21 protein-coding genes are annotated in these 20384 nt (G+C 66.5%); 1 reads left to right on the top strand and 20 read right to left on the bottom strand.

What is annotated here, in order from left to right; translation table 11 throughout:
• Positions 1 to 30 precede the first annotated feature (30 nt).
• The 10 genes from lpdA to ACFE87_RS15065 all read right to left on the bottom strand — a co-directional run bounded on the left by lpdA (position 31) and on the right by ACFE87_RS15065 (position 10710).
• Positions 31 to 1434 carry a dihydrolipoyl dehydrogenase gene (gene lpdA / locus ACFE87_RS15110; protein WP_375460475.1) on the bottom strand — a complete coding sequence of 468 codons (1404 nt, stop codon included), beginning with the start codon at positions 1432 to 1434 and terminating at the stop codon, positions 31 to 33.
• 17 nt (positions 1435 to 1451) lie between these two features.
• Positions 1452 to 1838, bottom strand: a complete 387-nt coding sequence (locus ACFE87_RS15105) for a hypothetical protein (RefSeq protein WP_375460474.1) — start codon at positions 1836 to 1838, stop codon at positions 1452 to 1454.
• Positions 1839 to 1849: 11 nt separating this feature from the next.
• Positions 1850 to 3112 (bottom strand): 2-oxoglutarate dehydrogenase complex dihydrolipoyllysine-residue succinyltransferase, encoded by a 1263-nt coding sequence (gene odhB, locus ACFE87_RS15100; RefSeq protein ID WP_375460473.1) that lies wholly within the window; start codon positions 3110 to 3112, stop codon positions 1850 to 1852.
• Positions 3113 to 3141: 29 nt separating this feature from the next.
• Entirely contained in the window at positions 3142 to 3357 is a 216-nt protein-coding gene (locus tag ACFE87_RS15095; protein ID WP_375460472.1) for a hypothetical protein, read from the bottom strand.
• A gap of 4 nt (positions 3358 to 3361) precedes the next feature.
• Positions 3362 to 6304, bottom strand: coding sequence for a 2-oxoglutarate dehydrogenase E1 component (locus ACFE87_RS15090; RefSeq protein ID WP_375460471.1), 2943 nt, complete (start codon positions 6302 to 6304; stop codon positions 3362 to 3364).
• 163 nt (positions 6305 to 6467) lie between these two features.
• Complete coding sequence (sucD, locus tag ACFE87_RS15085) at positions 6468 to 7352, bottom strand: succinate--CoA ligase subunit alpha (protein ID WP_375460470.1); 885 nt, start codon at positions 7350 to 7352, stop codon at positions 6468 to 6470.
• A gap of 150 nt (positions 7353 to 7502) precedes the next feature.
• On the bottom strand, positions 7503 to 8018 hold the full coding sequence (locus ACFE87_RS15080; RefSeq protein WP_375460469.1) for an RDD family protein: 516 nt from the start codon (positions 8016 to 8018) through the stop codon (positions 7503 to 7505).
• An 82-nt stretch (positions 8019 to 8100) separates the two neighbouring features.
• Positions 8101 to 9297 (bottom strand): ADP-forming succinate--CoA ligase subunit beta, encoded by a 1197-nt coding sequence (gene sucC / locus ACFE87_RS15075; RefSeq protein ID WP_375460468.1) that lies wholly within the window; start codon positions 9295 to 9297, stop codon positions 8101 to 8103.
• Between the two features lie 109 nt (positions 9298 to 9406).
• The gene (gene mdh / locus ACFE87_RS15070) at positions 9407 to 10369 is read right to left on the bottom strand and encodes a malate dehydrogenase (protein WP_375460467.1); all 963 of its coding nucleotides are present in this window, start codon (positions 10367 to 10369) and stop codon (positions 9407 to 9409) included.
• Positions 10370 to 10497: 128 nt separating this feature from the next.
• A complete protein-coding gene (locus tag ACFE87_RS15065) occupies positions 10498 to 10710 on the bottom strand; it encodes a hypothetical protein (RefSeq protein WP_375460466.1) in 213 nt (70 codons plus the stop codon).
• Between the two features lie 392 nt (positions 10711 to 11102).
• Between ACFE87_RS15065 and ACFE87_RS15060 the strand changes: the two genes are divergently transcribed.
• Positions 11103 to 11234 carry a hypothetical protein gene (locus tag ACFE87_RS15060; protein WP_375460465.1) on the top strand — a complete coding sequence of 44 codons (132 nt, stop codon included), beginning with the start codon at positions 11103 to 11105 and terminating at the stop codon, positions 11232 to 11234.
• Between the two features lie 54 nt (positions 11235 to 11288).
• Here ACFE87_RS15060 and zapE read toward each other — a convergent pair whose 3' ends face one another.
• The 10 genes from zapE to sdhA all read right to left on the bottom strand — a co-directional run.
• Positions 11289 to 12443, bottom strand: coding sequence for a cell division protein ZapE (gene zapE, locus ACFE87_RS15055; RefSeq protein ID WP_375460519.1), 1155 nt, complete (start codon positions 12441 to 12443; stop codon positions 11289 to 11291).
• 70 nt (positions 12444 to 12513) lie between these two features.
• Positions 12514 to 13101 carry an AprI/Inh family metalloprotease inhibitor gene (locus ACFE87_RS15050; protein ID WP_375460464.1) on the bottom strand — a complete coding sequence of 196 codons (588 nt, stop codon included), beginning with the start codon at positions 13099 to 13101 and terminating at the stop codon, positions 12514 to 12516.
• A 125-nt stretch (positions 13102 to 13226) separates the two neighbouring features.
• Positions 13227 to 14078: an SGNH/GDSL hydrolase family protein gene (locus ACFE87_RS15045; protein WP_375460463.1), complete on the bottom strand. Its 852-nt coding sequence runs from the start codon at positions 14076 to 14078 to the stop codon at positions 13227 to 13229.
• Positions 14015 to 15121, bottom strand: coding sequence for an OpgC family protein (locus ACFE87_RS15040; protein ID WP_375460462.1), 1107 nt, complete (start codon positions 15119 to 15121; stop codon positions 14015 to 14017). The genes ACFE87_RS15045 and ACFE87_RS15040 overlap by 64 nt, the downstream gene beginning before the upstream one ends.
• Positions 15122 to 15172: 51 nt before the next feature.
• Complete coding sequence (ligD, locus tag ACFE87_RS15035; RefSeq protein ID WP_375460461.1) at positions 15173 to 16057, bottom strand: non-homologous end-joining DNA ligase; 885 nt, start codon at positions 16055 to 16057, stop codon at positions 15173 to 15175.
• Positions 16054 to 17130, bottom strand: coding sequence for an ATP-dependent DNA ligase (locus tag ACFE87_RS15030; protein WP_375460460.1), 1077 nt, complete (start codon positions 17128 to 17130; stop codon positions 16054 to 16056). Before ACFE87_RS15030 ends, ligD begins: the two co-directional genes overlap by 4 nt.
• Before the next feature lie 70 nt (positions 17131 to 17200).
• The gene (locus ACFE87_RS15025) at positions 17201 to 17983 is read right to left on the bottom strand and encodes a succinate dehydrogenase iron-sulfur subunit (protein ID WP_375460459.1); all 783 of its coding nucleotides are present in this window, start codon (positions 17981 to 17983) and stop codon (positions 17201 to 17203) included.
• Positions 17984 to 18364, bottom strand: a complete 381-nt coding sequence (locus ACFE87_RS15020; protein ID WP_375460458.1) for a DUF5615 family PIN-like protein — start codon at positions 18362 to 18364, stop codon at positions 17984 to 17986.
• On the bottom strand, positions 18361 to 18615 hold the full coding sequence (locus ACFE87_RS15015; RefSeq protein ID WP_375460518.1) for a DUF433 domain-containing protein: 255 nt from the start codon (positions 18613 to 18615) through the stop codon (positions 18361 to 18363). Before ACFE87_RS15015 ends, ACFE87_RS15020 begins: the two co-directional genes overlap by 4 nt.
• A 153-nt stretch (positions 18616 to 18768) precedes the next feature.
• Positions 18769 to 20384 (bottom strand): succinate dehydrogenase flavoprotein subunit (sdhA, locus tag ACFE87_RS15010; protein WP_375460457.1); only part of this gene is annotated, 1616 nt, incomplete at its 5' end.

Raw genomic sequence — 20384 nt, 5'->3', positions numbered from 1 at the left:
CTCCCCGCTTTGCGGGGCGAGGTCACCCGCTCACATGTGGATGGCGCGCTTCTCCACCGCCATCGCGGCTTCCTTGACGGCTTCGGCGAGCGTCGGGTGAGCGTGGCAGGTGCGGGCGATGTCCTCGGAGGAGGCGCCGAATTCCATCGCCATCGCGGCCTCGGCGATCAGGTCGCCGGCGCGGGCTCCGACGATATGCACGCCGAGCACGCGATCGGTCGTGGCATCGGCCAGGATCTTGACGAATCCGTCCGTCGTCGCGTTCGCCTTGGCGCGCCCATTCGCCGTGAACGGGAACTTGCCGACCGAATAGGCGACACCCGCCTCCTTCAGCTCCTCCTCGGAGCGTCCGACAGCGGCGACCTCCGGGTTCGTGTACACGACGGACGGGATCACGTCGTAATTCACGTGCCCCGCCTTGCCGGCCAGGATCTCGGCGATGGCGACGCCCTCGTCCTCGGCCTTGTGGGCCAGCATCGGCCCGGCGATCACGTCCCCGATCGCGTAGACGCCGGCGACATTGGTCGAGAAATGCGGGTCGACGATGATCCGACCCTTCGGGTCCAGCGCGATTCCGAGTTCGGCGAGGCCGAGCCCCTCCGAATAGGGAATGCGCCCGGTCGCCACGAGCACGACGTCGGCTTCGAGCGTCTCGGCCGCGCCTTCGCCCTGGGCCGGCTCGATCGTAACGGTGGCGCCCGCGCCCGTGCGCTCGACCTTGGTGACCTTGGTCGAGAGCTTGAAGACGAAACCCTGCTTGCCGAGGATGCGCTGGAACTGCTTGGCGACCTCGCTGTCGAGGCCCGGCAGGATGCGGTCGAGATATTCGACGACGGTCACCTCGGAGCCGAGCCGACGCCAGACGGAGCCGAGTTCGAGGCCGATCACGCCCGCGCCGACGACGACGAGCTTCTTCGGAAGGACCGGGAGCGCGATGGCCTCGTCGGAGGAGACCACGACCTCGCCGTCGAGCTCGACCCCGCGAAGCGGCGCGACAGTGGAGCCGGTCGCAACAACGACCGCCTTGGTCTCCAGCATCTGCGTGGTCCCGTCCTCGGCCCGCACCTCGACGCTGTTCGCTCCGGCCAAGCGGGCGGTGCCCCGGAAGGCGTCGACCTTGTTCTTCTTGAGGAGGAACTCGACGCCCTTGACGTTGCCGGCAACGCCCTCGTCCTTGAACCGCATCATCTGGGCGAGGTCGAGCGTCGGGGTACCGACCCCGATCCCGAGATGACCGAAATGGTCGCGCGCATCGGCGAACAGCTCGGAGGCGTGCAAGAGCGCCTTCGACGGAATGCAGCCGACATTCAGGCAGGTGCCGCCATGCGTCGCCCGCTTTTCGACGACGGCGGTCTTCAGCCCGAGCTGAGCGGCCCGGATGGCACAGACATAGCCACCAGGGCCGGTGCCGATAACGACGAGATCGTAGGACATGAAAGAAAGGTCTCGGATCAGCGCGGCTTGAGAAGATCGATATCTTGCTTCAAGATCGCGAATTGCTGGTTCAACGTCCGCAACAGCTCACCAAACTGCGCATCGAGGCGATCGAAACGCCCCTCCAGCTGGTCGAAGCGCCCTTCAAGGCGATCGAAGCGGGCCTCGAGTCCGCCCGCTCGCCCATCGAGCCGGTCGAACCGAGCTTCGAGGCGATCGAAGCGGTCATCGGTGCGCTCCGACAGCACGTCGATCTTCGTCTCGACCCGCGCGAGGTCCCGGCGCAGCTCGCCCTGATCGCTCTCGACCAGCAGCACCCTTCCCTTCAGGTCGCGGATGTCGGCCTGAAGACGCTTCATCTGCTCGCCGAGCAGATCGAGGGAGACATTTTCGCCGGCGGCCATGGACTATCGTATCACAGATCCAGCACGAGCCGTGCCGGATCCTCGAGCGCTTCCTTGATCCGGACCAGGAAGGTCACGGCCTCCTTTCCGTCGACGATCCTGTGATCGTAGGACACGGCCAGATACATCATCGGCCGGGCAACGACCTGGCCGCCGCGGACGACGGGCCGTTCCTCGATCCGGTGCATGCCGAGGATGCCCGATTGCGGCGCATTGAGGATCGGCGTCGACATGAGCGAGCCGTAGATGCCGCCATTCGTGATCGTGAAGGTGCCGCCCTGCATCTCCTCGATCTTGAGCTGGCCGTCGCGCGCCCGCTTGCCATAGCCGGCAATCGTCTTCTCGATCTCCGCGATCGAGAGCCGATCGGCGTCGCGCACCACCGGCACGACGAGGCCCTTGTCGGTCCCGACGGCGACCCCGATGTGGTAGTAGTTCTTGTAGACGAGGTCCTGCCCATCGATCTCGGCATTGACCGCCGGCACGTCCTTGAGAGCCTGCACGACGGCCTTGGTGAAAAAGCCCATGAAGCCGAGCTTCGTGCCGTGCTTCTTCTCGAACACGTCCTTGTATTGCGACCTCAGCTTCATCACCGCGCCCATGTCGACGTCGTTGAAGGTCGTCAGCATGGCGGCCGCGTTCTGGGCTTCCTTGAGCCTCCGCGCGATCGTCTGACGGAGCTTCGTCATCCGGACGCGCTCTTCGCGCGAGGCGTCGTCCGGGGCCGAGGGCGCGCGCACCTGGACCGGGGCTGCGGGAGCCGGCGCGGCTGGGGCGGCCGACGCGGCGCCGCCGCCCGAGACCACGGCCAGCATGTCGCCCTTGCTGACGCGGCCGTCCTTGCCGGTGCCGGCGAGGGAGGCGGGATCCACGCCGCTCTCGGCTGCGATCCGGTCGACCGCGGGACCATTCGGCGTGGACGTGGCCGCCTTGGGGGCCGCGGCCGGTGCTGCCGGTGCAGGGGGGGCCTTGGCCGGCTGCTGCGCGGCCGGAGCCGGTTCGGCGGCCTTTGCCGGCTTCGTGGAGGCGGCCGCACCGCCCTCGACGATGCTGCCCAGCACCGCACCGGGCCCGACCGTCTCGCCGTCCTTCGCCAGGATGTCCCCAAGCGTCCCTGAGGCGGGAGCCGGGACCTCGAGCGTGACCTTGTCGGTCTCGAGTTCGACCAGCGGCTCGTCGGCCTTCACGGCGTCGCCGGGCTTCTTGAACCAGCGCCCGATCGTGGCTTCGCTGACGGATTCGCCGAGTGTCGGCACGAGGATGTCGGTGGCCATGATATCGCGCCGCGGAGGCGTCCCTTGTCTCAGGTGCCGGTCGTACGATGGATGCGCACGAGGCTGGGATGAAGCGCAGCCTGTAGCATCGGGGAAGTCTCATAGCGAAGACCCAATCCGGTGCGGATCGCCGGATCCGCTTCGGTCGATGCCCGTGCCGCCGCCTCGTCTTCAGCCTCGGCCGGAGACATCGTGAACGCGAAGTCGGGCCGTGGCGGGATCAGGCGGCAGACGAAGACGGCCACGGGACTAGCCCGAAACCGCGTCTTCGAGAAAGGCTTTCAGCTGGGCCTGATGCTTCGACATGAGCCCCGTCGCGGTGGCGGCCGAGGCGGGCCGGCCCGCATAGCGGGCGCGCTTCACCGGGGACTTGGCGTGGACGAGCACCCATTCGAGATAGGGTTCCACGAACGACCAGGAGCCCATGTTCTTCGGCTCTTCCTGGCACCACACGACGTCCGCGTTGGGGAACCGCGAGAGTTCGGTCGTCAGCGACTTCAGCGGGAACGGATAGAGTTGCTCGACCCGCATCAGGTAGACGTCGTCGATGCCCTGGCGCTCGAGTTCGTCGAAGATGTCATAATAGACCTTGCCGGTGCACAGGATCACCCGCCGAATCTTGTCGTCTGAGACGAGGTTCTTGCCCTCGTCCCACAATACACGGTGGAAGGTCGAGCCATCCGCCAGGTCAGCCAGTGACGAGACGCAGCGCTTGTGCCGCAGCAGCGACTTCGGCGTCATCAGGATGAGCGGCTTCCGGAACTCGCGCTTCAACTGGCGACGGAGAACGTGGAAATAATTCGCCGGCGTCGAGCAGTAGCAGACCTGCATGTTGTCTTCGGCGCACATCTGCAGGAAGCGCTCGAGCCGCGCCGAGGAATGCTCCGGGCCCTGCCCCTCGTAGCCATGCGGAAGAAGGCAGGTCAGCGCCGACATACGCAGCCACTTGCGTTCGCCTGAGGAGATAAACTGGTCGAACACCACCTGCGCGCCGTTGGCGAAATCGCCGAACTGGGCCTCCCAGAGCACGAGCGCATTCGGCTCCGAGAGCGAATAGCCGTATTCGAAGCCGAGCACCGCCTCCTCGGACAGCATCGAGTTCACGACCTCGAACCGGGCCCGGCCTTCGCCGATGGTCGAGAGCGGCGTGAAGCGCTCCTCGTTCTCCTGGTCGAGCAGCACGGAATGGCGCTGCGAGAAGGTGCCGCGCTCGACATCCTGACCCGAGAGGCGGACCGCATGGCCCTCGTCGATCAGCGTCGCGAAGGCCAGCGCCTCCGCCGTCGCCCAATCGATCCCCTCGCCCGTCTCGAACATCTTGCGGCGATTATCGAGGAAACGGCCGATGGTGCGGTGCGCGTGGAAATCGGCCGGAAGCGTCGTCAGCTTCTCGCCTAGCGCCCGCAAGGTCTCGACCGGGACCCCGGTCTTGCCGCGCCGGCAATCCTCGTCCGCTTCCGAGACCGCGATCAGACCGGCCCAGCGGCCGTCCAGCCAATCCGCCTTGTTCGGCTTGTAGCCCTGCGCGGTCTGGAACTCCTCTTCGAGGCGTGTCCGGACTTCTGCCCTCATCGCCTCGAATTCGGCCGTCGGCACCACGCCTTCGTCGGCGAGCTTCTTGGAATAGAGGTCGAGCGTGGTCGGGTGCTTGCGGATGGTCTGGTACATCCGCGGCTGGGTAAAGGCCGGCTCGTCGCCCTCGTTATGGCCGAAGCGACGGTAGCAGAACATGTCGACCACGACGGGCTTGTGGAAGGTCTGCCGGTATTCGGTCGCGACCTTCGCCGCGAAGACGACGGCTTCGGGATCGTCGCCGTTGACGTGGAAGATCGGCGCCTCGACCATCTTGGCGACGTCGGACGGATAGGGCGAGGAGCGCGAGAAGCGGGGATTCGTCGTGAAGCCGATCTGGTTGTTCACGATGAAGTGGATCGAACCGCCGGTGCGGTGACCCTTGAGGCCGGAGAGGCCCAGGCATTCGGCGACCACACCCTGGCCCGCGAAGGCGGCGTCGCCATGGATGAGGAGCGGAATCACGGACGTCCGGCTTTCCGGCGCGTCGTTATGCTGGTCCTGCTTCGCCCGGACCTTCCCGAGCACGACAGGGTCGACGATCTCGAGATGGGACGGGTTCGCGGTCAGCGACAGATGCACGTTGTTGTCGTCGAAGGTGCGGTCGGACGAGACACCGAGATGGTACTTTACGTCGCCCGAGCCCTCGACCTCCTCCGGCGAGGCTGAGCCGCCCTTGAACTCGTGGAAGATCGCGCGATGCGGCTTTGCCAGCACGTTCGCAAGCACGTTCAGCCGCCCGCGATGGGACATGCCGAACACGATCTCCTTCACGCCCAAGGCGCCGCCGCGCTTGATGATCTGTTCGAGAGCCGGGATCATCGACTCGCCGCCGTCGAGACCGAATCGCTTGGTCCCGGTATATTTGAGATCGAGGAACTTCTCGAAACCTTCAGCCTCGATGAGCTTGTTCAGAATCGCCTTCTTGCCCTCGGGCGTGAAGGTGATTTCCTTGTCCTTGCCCTCGATACGCTCCTGGATCCAGGCCTTCTCGACCGGGTCGGAAATATGCATGAACTCGACGCCGAGCGTCGAGCAATAGGTCCGCTCCAGGATGTCCACGATCTCCCGGATGGTTCCGAACTCAAGTCCGAGCACGTTGTCGAGGAAGATCGGGCGGTCCCAATCCGCTTCCGAGAAGCCGTAATGGGCGGGCGACAATTCGTCGTCCGCGACGCGCTTCTCGAAGCCGAGCGGGTCCAGATTGGCGTGGAGATGGCCGCGCATCCGGTAGGCCCGGATCATCATGATGGCCCGGATGGAATCGCGGGTCGCCTGATGAACCTCGTCGGGCGACGCTCCGGTCTGCTTCTCTTCCGTCCGGGCCCGAATCTTCTCGCCGACGGCCTTCTCCACCTGAACCCAATTGCCGTCGAGGGCGGAGACGAGTTCGCCGTTCAGCGGGATCGGCCAGTTCGGCCGCTCCCAGGAGGCGCCGCGGGCATTGGAGGCGGCATTCCCGCCCTCCTCCTTCAGGCCGGCGAAGAAGGCCTGCCAGTCAGGATCGACGGAGGCCGGATCCTGCTCGTAGCGGGCCTGCAATTCCTCGATATAGGCGGCGTTGGCTCCGTACAGGAAGGCTGATCGGAGAAGGGCTTCGTTCGGCTGCTGGCGCGACATTCGACCTGTCCTGGCGACCCGCGCGGTCCCGTGACGGCGCCGATCATCTCGTGTGCTGCGCCGCAGTCGCACCGCAATCGGGCGAGGGAAAGGCGGCCTCGTCGTCAGCCCTTACCAGGGCCTCGTAACGCGATCCATAACATGGACCGTGCCAGTCCCGATTTCACCCCCTGAGCAGCTCGACCAGCGTCTTGCCCAGCCGTGCCGGTGAGGGCGAGACCTTGATCCCGGCCGCTTCCATCGCGGCGATCTTGTCCTCCGCGCCGCCCTTGCCCCCGGAGATGATCGCGCCCGCATGGCCCATGCGCCGGCCGGGAGGAGCGGTGCGCCCCGCGATGAACCCGACCATCGGCTTCTTGCGCCCGCGCTTCGCTTCGTCGGCCAGGAATTGCGCCGCCTCTTCCTCGGCCGAGCCGCCGATCTCGCCGATCATCACGATCGAGGTCGTCTTTTCGTCACCCAAGAACATCTCCAGCATGTCGATGAACTCGGTCCCCTTCACGGGGTCCCCGCCGATGCCGACCGCGGTCGTCTGGCCGAGGCCCTCGCTCGTCGTCTGGAACACGGCCTCGTAGGTCAGCGTGCCGGAGCGCGACACGATCCCGACCGAGCCCGGCTTGAAGATGTTCGCCGGCATGATCCCGATCTTGCATTCGCCGGCCGTGACGACCCCGGGGCAGTTCGGCCCGATCAGGCGCGACTTCGAGCCGTCGAGCGACCGCCGCACCCGCACCATGTCCAGGACCGGGATGCCCTCCGTGATGCAGATGATGAGCGGAATCTCGGCATCGATCGCCTCGCAGATCGCGTCCGCGGCGCCAGGCGGCGGCACGTAGACGACCGACGCGTCGGCGCCGGTCCGCTCCTTGGCTTCGCGAACCGTGTCGAAGACCGGCAGGCCGAGATGGTTCGAGCCGCCCTTGCCGGGCGAGGTCCCGCCGACCATCCGGGTGCCGTAGGCGATCGCCTGCTCGGAATGATAGGTGCCGTTCTTGCCGGTGAATCCCTGGCAGATCACCTTCGTGCTCTTGTCGATCAGGATGGACATGGGGCGCTTTCGTAGTCGTTCAGGTGGGAAGGAAGGGGTTGACGACCCGGACGGACCCGTAGGTCTGCCCGTGATTCAGGTCTTCGCTGTAGAGAACGGTCGCTGACAGGCGCTCGGCGCCGGTCGGCTCTAGATCCTGCTTCTTCCATGTCAGCGCCCGAACGCGACCGGGACCGTGCTGCTCCGGCGGACCACCACAGTGGATGCGAGCTTGTCGTGCCAGCCCTGTTTGCGGATGTCGAAGGCGACCCAGAGGAAGCCGAGGCCGAAGACGAGGGAGGAGACGAAATAGCCGAAGAAGCGCCCGATTGCCTGCCCGGTCGAGATCGGGGCGCCAGCGTCGCTGCTCACGACCCGAAGGCCGAGCGCCATCTTGCCGGGCGTCGCGCCGGACGAGAGCCAGAACCCGATCGTGTACAGGGCCGGGATCAGCATGGAGAGAACGGAGACGGTAACGACCGAGCCGAATTGGACATTGGCCGGATCGGAACTCGGGCCTGGCCCGGTCAGGCTGGATGCGAAGGCCCCGAACATGACGGCGTTCACGACCGACAGGATGATGGCGTCGATCAGATAGGCGCCGACGCGCACCCAGAAGCCCGCGAAGGTCAGCGCCTCCGGCTGCGGCACGGGGGCGTAGGTGTTGCCAGGTCCGAATGCGCTCATCTCGACCCCACGCCCCTTTCATTGATGCCGAGCCTGTTCGAGAGAACCGGGGCGGAGCCGCCGCGAGCGGCCCCGGCCGCCGCTACCCCTTGCGCACCGCCGCGACGATCTTCTGGGCCGCGTCGTCGAGATCGTCGGCCGAGATCACGTTCAGGCCGGAGGTTCGGATGATCTCCTTGCCCTCGGCGACATTCGTGCCCTCCAGCCGGACGACCAGCGGCACCTGCAGCCCGACCGCCTTCACGGCGGCGATGACGCCGCGCGCGATGACGTCGCATTTCATGATGCCGCCGAAGATGTTGACCAGGATGCCCTTCACGTTCGGGTCGGCCGTGATGATCTTGAAGGCCGCCGTGACCCGGTCCTCGGTCGCGCCGCCACCGACGTCGAGGAAGTTCGCCGGCTCCTCGCCATACAGCTTGATGATGTCGAGCGTCGCCATGGCAAGGCCGGCGCCGTTCACCATGCAGCCGATGGTGCCTTCCAGCGAGATGTAGGCGAGGTCATGCTTGGAGGCCTCGATCTCCTTCGAGTCTTCCTCGCTCAGGTCGCGAAGCTCGACCACGTCCTTGTGGCGGTAGAGCGCGTTCGAATCGAAGGCGATCTTGGCGTCGAGGCAGAGGAGCGAGCCGGCTTTCGTGACGATCAGCGGGTTGATCTCCAGCATCGACATGTCCTTGGAGAGGAACGCCGTGTAGAGCTTGGAGATGATGTCCCCCGCCTGCCGGGCGAGTTCGCCCGTGAGGCCGAGCGTCTGGGCGACGGCGCGGCCGTGGTGGGGCATGTAGCCGGTGGCGGGGTCGATCGAGAAGGTGACGATCTTCTCCGGCGTGTCGTGGGCGACCGCCTCGATATCCATGCCGCCTTCGGTCGAGACCACGAAGGCGACCCGGCCGGTCTCGCGATCGACGAGCGCGGAGAGATAGAACTCCCGGTCGATCTCCGATCCGTCCTCGATATAGAGCCGGTTCACCTGCTTGCCGGCCGGCCCGGTCTGGATCGTGACCAGCGTCCGGCCGAGCATCTCGGAGGCGAAGCGCTTTACCTCCTCGATCGACTTCGCGAGCCGGACGCCGCCCTTGTCGCCGGCCTCGGCCTCCTTGAACTTGCCCTTACCACGGCCACCCGCATGGATCTGGCTCTTCACGACCCAGATCGGGCCGCCGAGCTCCTTCGCGGCCGCCTCGGCCTCGTCGGCCGAGAAGATCGCGACGCCGCGAGAGACGGGAAGCCCGAACTCCTTGAGGACGGCTTTGCCTTGATACTCGTGGATGTTCATGGATCAACTTTCGATGTCATGGCCGGGCTCGTCCCGGCTATGACGATAGCAAGGGCGAGCCGGTCGGATCGGGATGGCCGGGACAAGCCCGGCCATGACAAGGGAGCCCCTACGAGAGAGCCGGGTTGATGCCCTTGCAGGCGTCCACGAGACCCTGGACCGAGGCGATCGACTTGGCGAACATCGCCTTCTCGTCCTCGTTCAGCGTGACCTCGACGATGCGCTCGACGCCGTTCGCCCCGATGACGATCGGCACGCCGATGAACATGCCGTCGACGCCATACTGTCCCGTCAGGAGCGCGGCCGCAGGCAGCACCCGCTTCTTGTCCTTGAGATAGCTCTCCGCCATCGCGATGGCGGAAGCGGCCGGGGCGTAGAAAGCCGAACCGGTCTTCAGGAGGGCGACGATCTCGCCGCCGCCCTTGCGGGTCCGGTCGACCATGGCGTCGAGCTTGGCCTGGTCGAGCCAGCCCATCTGCACGAGGTCCGGGAGAGGAATGCCGGCGACCGTCGAGTAGCGCGTGAGCGGCACCATGTCGTCGCCATGGCCGCCGAGCACGAAGGCGGTCACATCCTTCACCGACACGTCCATGGCCTCGGCCAGGAAGTGCCGGAACCGGGACGAATCAAGGACACCGGCCATGCCGACGATCTTGTTCGCGGGAAGGGCGGAGAATTTCTGTAGCGCCCAGACCATCGCGTCGAGTGGGTTCGTGATGCAGATCACGAAAGCGTCCGGAGCATATTGCTTGATGCCGGACCCGACAGCTTCCATCACCTTCAGGTTGATGCCGAGGAGGTCGTCGCGGCTCATCCCGGGCTTGCGGGGAACGCCGGCCGTGACGATCACGACATCGGCGCCCTTGATGGCCGCATAATCGCTCGCGCCCTGGTACTTGGCGTCGAAACCGTCGACCGGCGCGGATTCGGCGATGTCGAGGCCTTTGCCCTGGGGAACGCCGTCGGCGATGTCGAACAGGACGATGTCGCCGAGTTCCTTCAATCCGGCGAGATGGGCGAGCGTGCCGCCGATCTGCCCCGCGCCGATCAGCGCGATCGTCTTACGAGCCATGTCGTGATGGTTCCTCGGCGTCGTGTCATGAGGGTCTTGGGCAGGAGCCCGTGGCGCCTCTTTGACGCATTCGTGGGTGACCATCAAGCGAGGAAAGACCGAGGGCCGGTTTTGGCCGAGAGGCTCGGCTAAGCGCCCGTGCGAATGGCCCCGAGGACGCGCGAGGTGGTCGTCTGGATCCGGGACTCGGACATCTCGTCGTCGAGGAGGTTACCCTCGATTGCATTCTGCACCGTTTGGTGATCGGGCCGCAGGTCTCCTTGGCGAGCAAGGTCGACGATCCGCATCGCCTTGTCGGCGCAATCGGGGGAGGCGCGCGCGATATCCTCGGCCAGGGTCACGATAGCATCCTCAATGCCGCTCGCTCTTGGGTTCTCGCGCATGTCAGGTGTCCGCCTCGCCATCGGCGCTGATCAGCCATCAAGACTAGCATCGTAACACTAGCGTGACAGTCTTCCCTCCTCGGTGTCCGAATTCGACATACGATGACTGGAACCAGTTCCAAGGCTCATCTTTGTCAACCACAACCGAGCCGGCCTCCGCAGCGATGATCCGGCTCTTGTGGGAGATGAATATGCGCAGAATGTTGATGGTAGCTGGCGCGCTGTGCGCGGCGATGCCGGCCCTTGCCCAGATGTCGACCTCGCCGGCATCCCCGCCCGCTATGGCGCCGGGTGCGGTGGCGCCCGGCTCCCCGGCGCGTGCGAATAGCGGTCCCGGTGCGACCGGAAGCATGCCCACCGAAGGGACGGGAGCGGGCACGGTCTCGAACAACCCCGCCGGCGCCGGCAATGCCGAGCAGCCCTCGCGTGCAGTCCCGAACACGGGCGGTGGCGGTGGCGGCGGCACGGGTGGCGGCGGCTAAGCTCCGCACCCTCTCAAGATCTTCGACCTGCGGCGAGCGATCGCCGCAGGTCGGTCAGGTCTCCGCGAGACCCTTCGCCGAACCGGTGTTTTCGTCCCGCGGGGGCAGCGCGAGATAGTCCCGCGATCGCATTTCGTGCAGGCGAGACACCGTCCGGGCGAATTCGAACGCTTCGGCGCCTGTCTCTGCCCGATAGAGGTCTTCGGGCCGCGTCTCGGCGGAGGCGACGAGCTTGACGTGACGTTCGTACAGCACGTCGATGAGTGTGATGAATCGCCGGACCTCGTTGCGTTGATCCGAGCTCATACGGGCGATGCCGTCGACGAAGACCGTGTGATAGCTGCGGGCGATGCCCAGGTAATCGGACGCTCCGAGCGGCCGGCGGCAGAGATCGCCGAATGCGAAGCGGGCCACGCCCATCGCCTGGCTCGGGACGTCGACATCATGCCCGAGCACTCTGAGGGTTGCGGGTCGCGCCGGCTTTCCGCCCGTCAGCCGCAGGAACAGCCCGTCCATGTGACCTGACGCCTCGCCGTCGTTCGGCGTGAAATAGACGGACGCGTCGCCGAGTTTCTCCAGCCGAAAATCCGTGCGGGCCTCGAGGTGCCAAACCTCCGCGCGCTCTTCGAGAAGCTTGATGAAGGGCAGGAACAGCGCCCGGTTCAGACCGTCGCGGTAGAGATCGCCTAGGGGCACGTTCGAGGTCGCGACCACGGTCACACCTTCGGCGAAGAGCGCCGTGAAGAGACGGCCGAGGATCATCGCGTCGGCGATGTCGGTCACGGCGAATTCGTCGAAACAGAGGATCGAGGCTTCCTCCGCCAGCGCCTCGGCCACGGGCCGGATCGGGTCGTCTCCCGCCACGCGCCCGGCCCTGAGATCCTGCCGCCAAGCGTGAATCCGGGCATGCACCTCCGCCATATAGGCGTGGAAATGGGCCCTTCGCCTGGTCTTGTCCCCGAGGCTGTCGCAGAACAGGTCCATCAGCATCGTCTTGCCGCGCCCGACGCCGCCCCAGATGTAGAGGCCCCGGGCAGGCGGCTGGGCGCGGGTGCCGAACAGCCATCCGAGCGGGCCCGGCTTGCGGGCCGAACGATGCTCGACGAGTTCCTCGCGCAGTTGGTCGAGCCGCCCGACCAGCGCCGATTGCGCGGGGTCGGCCTCGAGCGCGCCCTCGCGCACCAGTTCGTCGTAGCGGGCCCGCACCATGCCGGTCTTGCCCGGGCGGCCTTGTGGCTGCGTCACGACCGGCCGGATGCGGAGATCGGGCTGCGCGAGTTCAGGAGCGGGTCAGGCTCAGGGGCGCACCGGATTTCGCGAGCACGCCGGACAGTCCGGAATGGGACGACCGGAGTCTCGCCGCGACTGCCCCGCCAGGCTGATAGAGGTAGACCTCGCCATCCCGGAAATCCCAGGCCGTGATCCGGGCCAGGTCCTTGTTGGCGCATCCGCCGGCGGAGGCCCGGTAGAGGTCGAGCGAGGGCGTGCTGGACAGATTGACCTTGCAGGTCGTGCCGGTCGCCTCGCGCGCCGTCCAGCCGCCAATGGCGGCGGAGCGGGACGAGGGACCTGCGGGCGCGGAGGCGGGTGCGCCGCCGCCGCCGAGGGTCTCGACCGGCCGGGGTCCGCCCGGCATGACCTGGACCTCTGAGCCGGGTGGCGGGCCGAGCGGCTCCGAGGTCACGGAGCCCGACGGGACCGCTGCGACCGTCGGCTCCGATGGAGGCTCGGCCGGGGCAGAGCGGGCTGACGCGACCACGGGCGCCCGCGCACCACCGCCGAACCGTCCCGACTGGCATCCGGCCGCGGCCGTTGCGACGCAGACGATCATGGCCAGCCTCTGGATCCAGCCTGTCTCGGCACCCATGATTCTCACTTCGCTCCACCCCCGCCGCGGTCCATGACGGCTCGAGCGCCTGTGCGCAATACGATCCGGACCTGCGCCCTCCCGGGCGATGACCCGGTCGGGCAGACTCGTCCGTCAACGTCCCGTCAGAGCCGCGTCCGCGCCGCCCTCGGCGAACGCTTGTCCTTGATGAAGGCGCTCACGACCATGGCGCGCGCGATATGCTCGGCCATGCAGCGGTAGCCGAGGTCGTTCAGGTGCAATTCGTCGGGCGACAGGAGAGGTCCCGCCTTGGCATTCTCGATGAACTCCATGGCTTCGTAACGACGGACCAGCAGCACGCCCTCGCTCATGGCGATATCGCGGAGCGCCATGCGGATGCCCTTGTAATGCTCGTCCTTGCTCACCTTCAGCGTGTATTGCAGGCCGACCAGCACGGTGTCGATCTCGCGCTCCCGCAGCCATCGCACCGTATCGATGACGGTCGCCTTGAACTCGTCGACCGGCACCCGCATCAGGGCGTCGTTGGTGCCGACCTGCCACAGCACGAGATCCGGCTTTTCGAGCGCGACCAGGGTCTTCATGCGGTCGGCCGTGGCCGACGAAATCTCGCCCGACACGCCCCGATTGATGATGACGACGTCGAGACCCTTGAAGGTCTGTTCCAGGATGGTTTCGAGCTGGGCCGGATAGTTGAAGGCGGGCGAGGAAGCCCCGAGCCCCACGGTCGAGGAGGAGCCGATCGCCAGCACCCGGATCGTACGGCGTGCTTCGAGATCGGCCTGAAGATGAGGCAGCGGAGCCGGCGTCGCGATGTCGGCGGCTGGGGCCTGACAGCGCGGACTGAGGGCGGGCGGCGCGGGCGGGCCCGGAACCGGGATCACGGGCTCCCCCTCGACGGCTCGGGACGGCGCCGCGAAGAGCAAGCCGAATGTCAGGACACAGGCGACGAGGGTGGAGCCGAAAGCCTTAGCCTGTCGCGCAACTCGGACAGCCATGCCGTTGATCCCAAGACCGCTATCCCGAGCAATAGCACGGGCCCATCCACCATCAAACCTCCTCCCCATGCGACCCGCAAGAACTGTCCAACGAGGCTGAGAAGGGAGCCGACGCAGAAGACATTGAGGGAGTTGCGGCCGAGCATCGACAGGAACCGGGCGACCGGCCGGAGAAAGCGGGCGATGTAGCGGAAGCTCCCGGCGAAGGCGGCCGCGACCGCCAGGAAATGCAGCAGCCGCGCCGGCGATAGGAAGGTCTTGTCGAAGACGAAGAACAGTGTCGGATCGGGCACGCGCGTCGGATCGGGCTCGTAGTCGATGAGCACGACCCATGCTCCCACCACCACCACGACCCAGGCGATCGGGCGCAGCCAGCGCAGATGCCTGCGGACGAGGCCGCCGATCTCGTCCGGTGCGCCGAGCACGAAACCGAGCACGAAGATCAACTGCCAGGCGAAGGGATCGAAGAACCAGACGCCATCGACAGGCCAGGTCGGCAGGTTGATCCGGAAGGTGAGGGCCGCTGCGTAGATCGCAATCGAGAGCGGCAGCAGCAGCCGGGGTGCGAGCCGGTGCACGATCGCCATGGCCGGCGCGCCGAACATCAGCACGACGTAGAGCGGCAGGATGTCGAAATAGCCGAGCTGGTGCGACAGGAGCACGAGGCCGAGATGCGTCGGCACAGGGTCCTGGAACACCGCCGCCGCGTTGTTCGATTCGAGGAGCAGCGGGTTATCGAGCAGGAGCGCGGCCGACGCGATGGTCGCGATCGCCAGCATGGTGATCAGGATCTGGGCGGCATAGAGGGTCACGGCCCGGGCGCCGAGGCGCAGGACGAGCCGAGGGAGACCGAGCGGCTCCTGCGCGGTCGTCGCGACATGACGGAGGCCCCAGCCGGCCAGGAAGACGAACAGCTCGGCCGAATCCGACAGCCCGTAATTCCGGTGCGTGAACCGCTCGAAGGAAAAGCCGGGGACGTGATTGACGAAGATGCTGACGAGCGCGAGCCCCCGCCAGAAATCGATCTCGTTCGCAACCCGCATCGTGTTCGTCGGCCCGACTCGGGGCCCCTTGTACCCGGCCGCGAGCCGAAGTCAGAGCGGGGGCAAGGGCCGCCGCGCGGCGTCCATGCCGGCCCACGGGTCGTCGGTCCGGCGGGCGAGCCAGTTCGGCACGGTCCGGAGGGTCAGCTCGGCCGGATCGAGATCCGGCGTGAGCTCGCTCCACCCGATCGGGACCGACACCGTCGCCCCCGGCCGCGACCGGGTCGAGAACGGCGCGACCGCAGTCGAGGTCGGGTCGTTGCGGAGGTAATCGATGAAGATGCGGCCTTTGCGGGCGGCGATGGATTGCCGGGTCAGGAAGCGTTCGGGCTCCGCCGCGGAGAGCTTGTCCCCAACGGCCTTCGAGAAACGTTTCACCTCGGCCCAGTCATGATCCGGCGTGATCGGCACGACGATGTGCAGGCCCTTGCCGCCCGTCGTCTTGAGAAAACCCGGCAATCCGAGCCGGTCGAGTTCGGCCCGGACGTCATGGGCCGCCGCCGCCACGTTCTGGAAGGCTAGGCCTTCGCCCGGATCAAGGTCGAAGATGACCTGGTCCGGCCGGTCGGTCCGGTCGACATGGGCGTTCCAGGGATGGATTTCGAGCACGCCCATCTGCACGAGCGCGACCAGGCCGCGAACGTCGCGGATGAAGAGATAGGCGCCGGATTCCTCGAACCCCGCGACCTCGACCTGGCCGAGTTCGGACGGCACGCCGGAGCCCGCATGGCGCTGGTAGAAGCACTTCTTCTGGCGGCCGGCCGGACAGCGCACGAGCGTGATCGGCCGGTTCGCCACATAGGGCACCATCCGGTCGGCAACCGCGACGTAGTAGGAGGCGAGCTCGCGCTTGGTAATGCCCTGTTCGGTGTAGAGGATCTTGTCCGGGCTCGTCAGCCGGACGCCCTCGACCTCGATCGCCTCGCCCGCGCTCATGTTCCGGCCACCATGCGGGCGATAAGCTCGGCAGGACGCGCCTCCGCTTCGAGCTGATCGAAGCCGCATTGGCGCGGCGCCTTGTCGGGCCGCCAGCGGAGCAGCCGCGTCCCGTGCCGGAACCGGTCGCCGGTGACGTGGTCGTAGCGGACCTCGACGACGAGTTCCGGCCGCAGCGGCTGCCAATCACCGCTTCGCTCCGTGCTCCAGCGGCTCGGGCCGCCTGGCGCACGGCCGCTGAAACCCGGCGCCTCGACCAGGCCTTCCAGCCGCGCGGTCAGCTCCCGCCGCTCGCTGTCGGCGATCCCGGACGTGAACCCGACATGGTTGAGCAGGCCCTCGTCGTCGTAGAGACCGAGAAGGAGAGACCCGACCTGCCGGCCGTTGCTCTCGTAGCGGAAGCCGCCGACCACGCAATCGGCGCTCCGCATCCGCTTGACCTTGAGCATCGCGCGCTCACCGGATTCGTAAGGGCCGTCGAGCCGTTTCGCCACGACCCCGTCGAGCGCCCCGCCGAGCCGGCCAAGCCAGGCTTCGGCCTCCTCTCGCGAGCGGGTGAAGGGCGTAAGCCTCAGGCCGGACGTGTCGTCGAGCCCCGCCCAAAGAGCCTCGAGTTCAGCCCGGCGTTGCTCGAGCGGCAAGGCAGCGGTGGCCCGGCCGCCGGGCACGACCAGGATGTCGAACAGGATCAGGATCGCGGGCGTCTCCTGCGACAGTCTGCGGATCCGGCTCTCGGCCGGATGGAGCCGCATCTGCAAGGCGTCGAAATCGAGGCTGTCGCCGACCGGGATGGTGAGCTCACCGTCGAGGACGAAACCGTCCAGGGGCAGCCGCCGCACGGTCTCGACCACCTCCGGGAAGTAGCGCCCGAGCGGCTTCCCGGACTTCGCCCGAAGGTCGACAGTCTCGCCGTCCCGGAAGACGAGGCAGCGGAACCCGTCCCATTTGGGTTCGAACTGCCAGCCAGCGTCATGGGGAAGCTCGGAGACGAGCCGGGCCTCCATTGGAGACGTTTCGGTCTCGATCGGGATTGGCGCTCCGGCCCCGGGCCGAGCCGCTACCTCGTCCGCCACACGCAACGCCACAGCCGAACTCGCCCCCGCACCGATGATCGGCAACGCGGGAGCAAAGCTTCGGGTTCGCTCACACGGCGCGCTGCACCATCATCTTCTTGATCTCGGCGATGGCCTTCGCCGGATTGAGGCCCTTCGGGCAGGTATTCGCGCAGTTCATGATGGTATGGCAGCGGTAGAGCCGGAACGGGTCGTGCAGCTCGTCCAGCCGGTCGCCGGTGGCCTCGTCGCGGGAATCGGACAGCCAGCGATAGGCCTGCAGCAGGGCGGCGGGCCCGAGGAAGCGGTCGCCGTTCCACCAATAGCTCGGGCAGGACGTGGTGCAGCAGGCGCACAGGATGCACTCGTAGAGCCCGTCGAGCTGGCTTCGTTCCTGCGGCGATTGCCGCCATTCCTTTTCCGGCGCCGGGCTGTCGGTGTGGAGCCAGGGCTCGATGGTGGCGATCTGGGCGTAGAAGGAGGACAGGTCGGGAACCAGGTCCTTGATCACCGGCATGTGCGGCAGGGGATAGATCCTGATCACGTCCGACTTGCAATCGTCGATGCCGAGCGTGCAGGCGAGCGTGTTCTCGCCCATGATGTTCATGGAGCAGGAGCCGCAGATCCCCTCGCGGCAGGACCGCCGGAGCGTCAGGGTCGGGTCGACCTTGTTCTTGATCCAGAGGAGCGCGTCGAGGACCATCGGCCCGCAATCGTCCCGGTCGACATAATAGGTGTCGATCGCCGGATTTTTCCCGTCATCCGGGTTCCAGCGATAGATGCGGAACTCCTGCAGCCGCTTCGCCCCGGCCGGCTTCGGCCAGGTGGTGCCGTCCGTGTAGCGGGAGTTTTTGGGGAGTTGGAACTGGGCCATCTACTCGATCTCGTTCTCGAAAGGGTTGAAAGGCTCAAGGCGCCTGACGCGGACGCGCTCGCTTTCCACCGTCACGATTGCGCCTCGGGCGAATTGTTCGGACTGCAGAGACAGCACCCGCCGGACAAGGACCGCTTGTGAGGTGTGATCCACCTGCCTGATGCGCAACTGGACGACGCTCGGTGATCGGAGCCCGAGCAGCGTGACGATCGACCCGAAGTCCAGATCGCGGCTCAGCACGACGGCATCGTTCGCCTGCGCCCAGTCCATGATCTCTTCGTCTGGCGCATCCTCTCTGCCGATGCTGGACCAGTGGATCGCCTTGATACCGACCTCAGCAAGCGCCGGCACCCACTCTGCCGAGAGGTTCGTGTCGATCACGATCCTCCCCCTGCCTCGACAAGGTCGATGTCACGGAACCGGGCGAGCCATGCGCCAAACCGGATGGCGTCGGATACGTCGTCGCGCTGAATGTACGGGAAGTCGGCGAGGAGTTGATCGACGGTCGTGCCCGCGCCGATCTCGTCGAGGATCATCCCGACTGTCACCCTCATACCGCGGATGCTCGGCTTGCCGCCCATAACAGCCGGATCGACGGTAATCGTCGGAAACCCTTGGACGCTCCGCCTCATCACCAAGCCTCTCTCTAACTCCTGCCGCCGCACTTGAAGTTCGCCAGAACACCTAGACTTTCGAAATACTTCCCGAAAAAGCCCAGATCACCACGCCACCGTACGAACAAATATGGCAGCCAAACGACCTCAGCCTCTCCAATCCGTCATAGCCTAATACACTCGCGCCTTCGGCTCGATATACCCGATGTCGTTCGACATCGTATACGTATGCACCGGCCGGTAATCGATATTGACCTCGTGCTTGGTCTCGTCGATCCAGCTCAGTGTGTGCTTCATCCACTGCTTGTCGTCGCGGTCCGGGAAATCCTCGCGGGCATGGGCGCCGCGGGATTCCTGGCGGTTGGCGGCGCTCTCCATGGTGACCACCGCCTGGACGATCAGGTTCTCGAATTCGAGCGTCTCGATCAGGTCGGAATTCCAGACGAGCGAGCGGTCGGTGACCTGGAGGTCCTGCTGGCCGCGCCAGACCTCGCCGATCAGGCCCTTGCCCTCCTCCAGCACCTCGCCGGTGCGGAACACGGCGCAGTTCGACTGCATCGTTTTCTGCATCTTGTCCCGCAGCACAGCCGTGGGCGTGCCCCCGTTGGCGTGACGGGCGCGGTCGAGGCGCGAGAGCGCGAGGTCGGCGGAGTTCGCCGGCAGCTCGGCCTGACGCGCGCCGGCTTCGACGATCTCGGCGCAGCGGAGCCCCGCCGCACGACCGAAGACGACGAGGTCGATGAGCGAGTTCGAGCCGAGCCGGTTCGCGCCGTGGACCGACACGCAGGCAGCCTCCCCGATCGCCATCAGGCCCGGCACGATATAGTCCGGATCCTGGCCCTTCAGGGTCAGGACCTCGCCGTGGAAGTTCGTGGGGACCCCGCCCATGTTGTAATGGACGGTCGGGATCACCGGGATCGGCTCCTTTGTCACGTCGACGCCGGCGAAGATCTTGGCGCTCTCCGAGATGCCGGGCAGGCGCTCATGCAGGATCTTCGGGTCGAGGTGATCGAGATGGAGATGGATGTGGTCCTTCTCCTTGCCGACGCCGCGGCCGGCCCGGATCTCCATCGTCATCGAGCGCGAGACGACATCCCGCGAGGCGAGGTCCTTGGCGGAGGGTGCGTAGCGCTCCATGAAGCGCTCGCCCTCGGAATTGGTGAGGTAGCCACCCTCGCCGCGCGAGCCCTCGGTGATGAGGCAGCCGGCGCCGTAGATGCCGGTCGGGTGGAATTGCACGAATTCCATGTCCTCGAGCGGCAGCCCGGCCCGGAGCACCATGGCGTTACCGTCGCCCGTGCAGGTATGGGCGGAGGTGGCCGAGAAATACGCCCGGCCATAGCCGCCGGTCGCCAGGATGGTCATCGCGGCCCGGAAGCGGTGGATCTCGCCCGACTGCATGTCGATCGCGATGACGCCGCGGCAGCGGCCCTCCTCGTCCATGATCAGGTCGATGGCGAAGTATTCGATGAAGAAATTCGTCTGGTGCCGGACGGCCTGGCCGTAAAGCGTATGCAGGATGGCGTGGCCGGTCCGGTCCGCGGCCGCGCAGGTGCGCTGGGCCGTGCCCTTGCCGAAATCGGTCGTCATGCCGCCGAAGGGCCGCTGGTAGATCTTGCCCTCGTCGGTGCGCGAGAAGGGCACGCCCCAATGCTCGAGCTCGTAGACGGCGGCCGGCGCATTGCGGACGAGATATTCGATGGCGTCCTGGTCACCCAGCCAGTCCGACCCTTTCACGGTGTCGTACATGTGCCAGCGCCAATCGTCCGGGCCCATATTGCCGAGCG

Source organism: uncultured Enterovirga sp. (genome assembly GCF_964242715.1).
Lineage (GTDB): Bacteria > Pseudomonadota > Alphaproteobacteria > Rhizobiales > Beijerinckiaceae > Enterovirga.
This window is presented reverse-complemented; position numbering and strand designations above follow the sequence as displayed.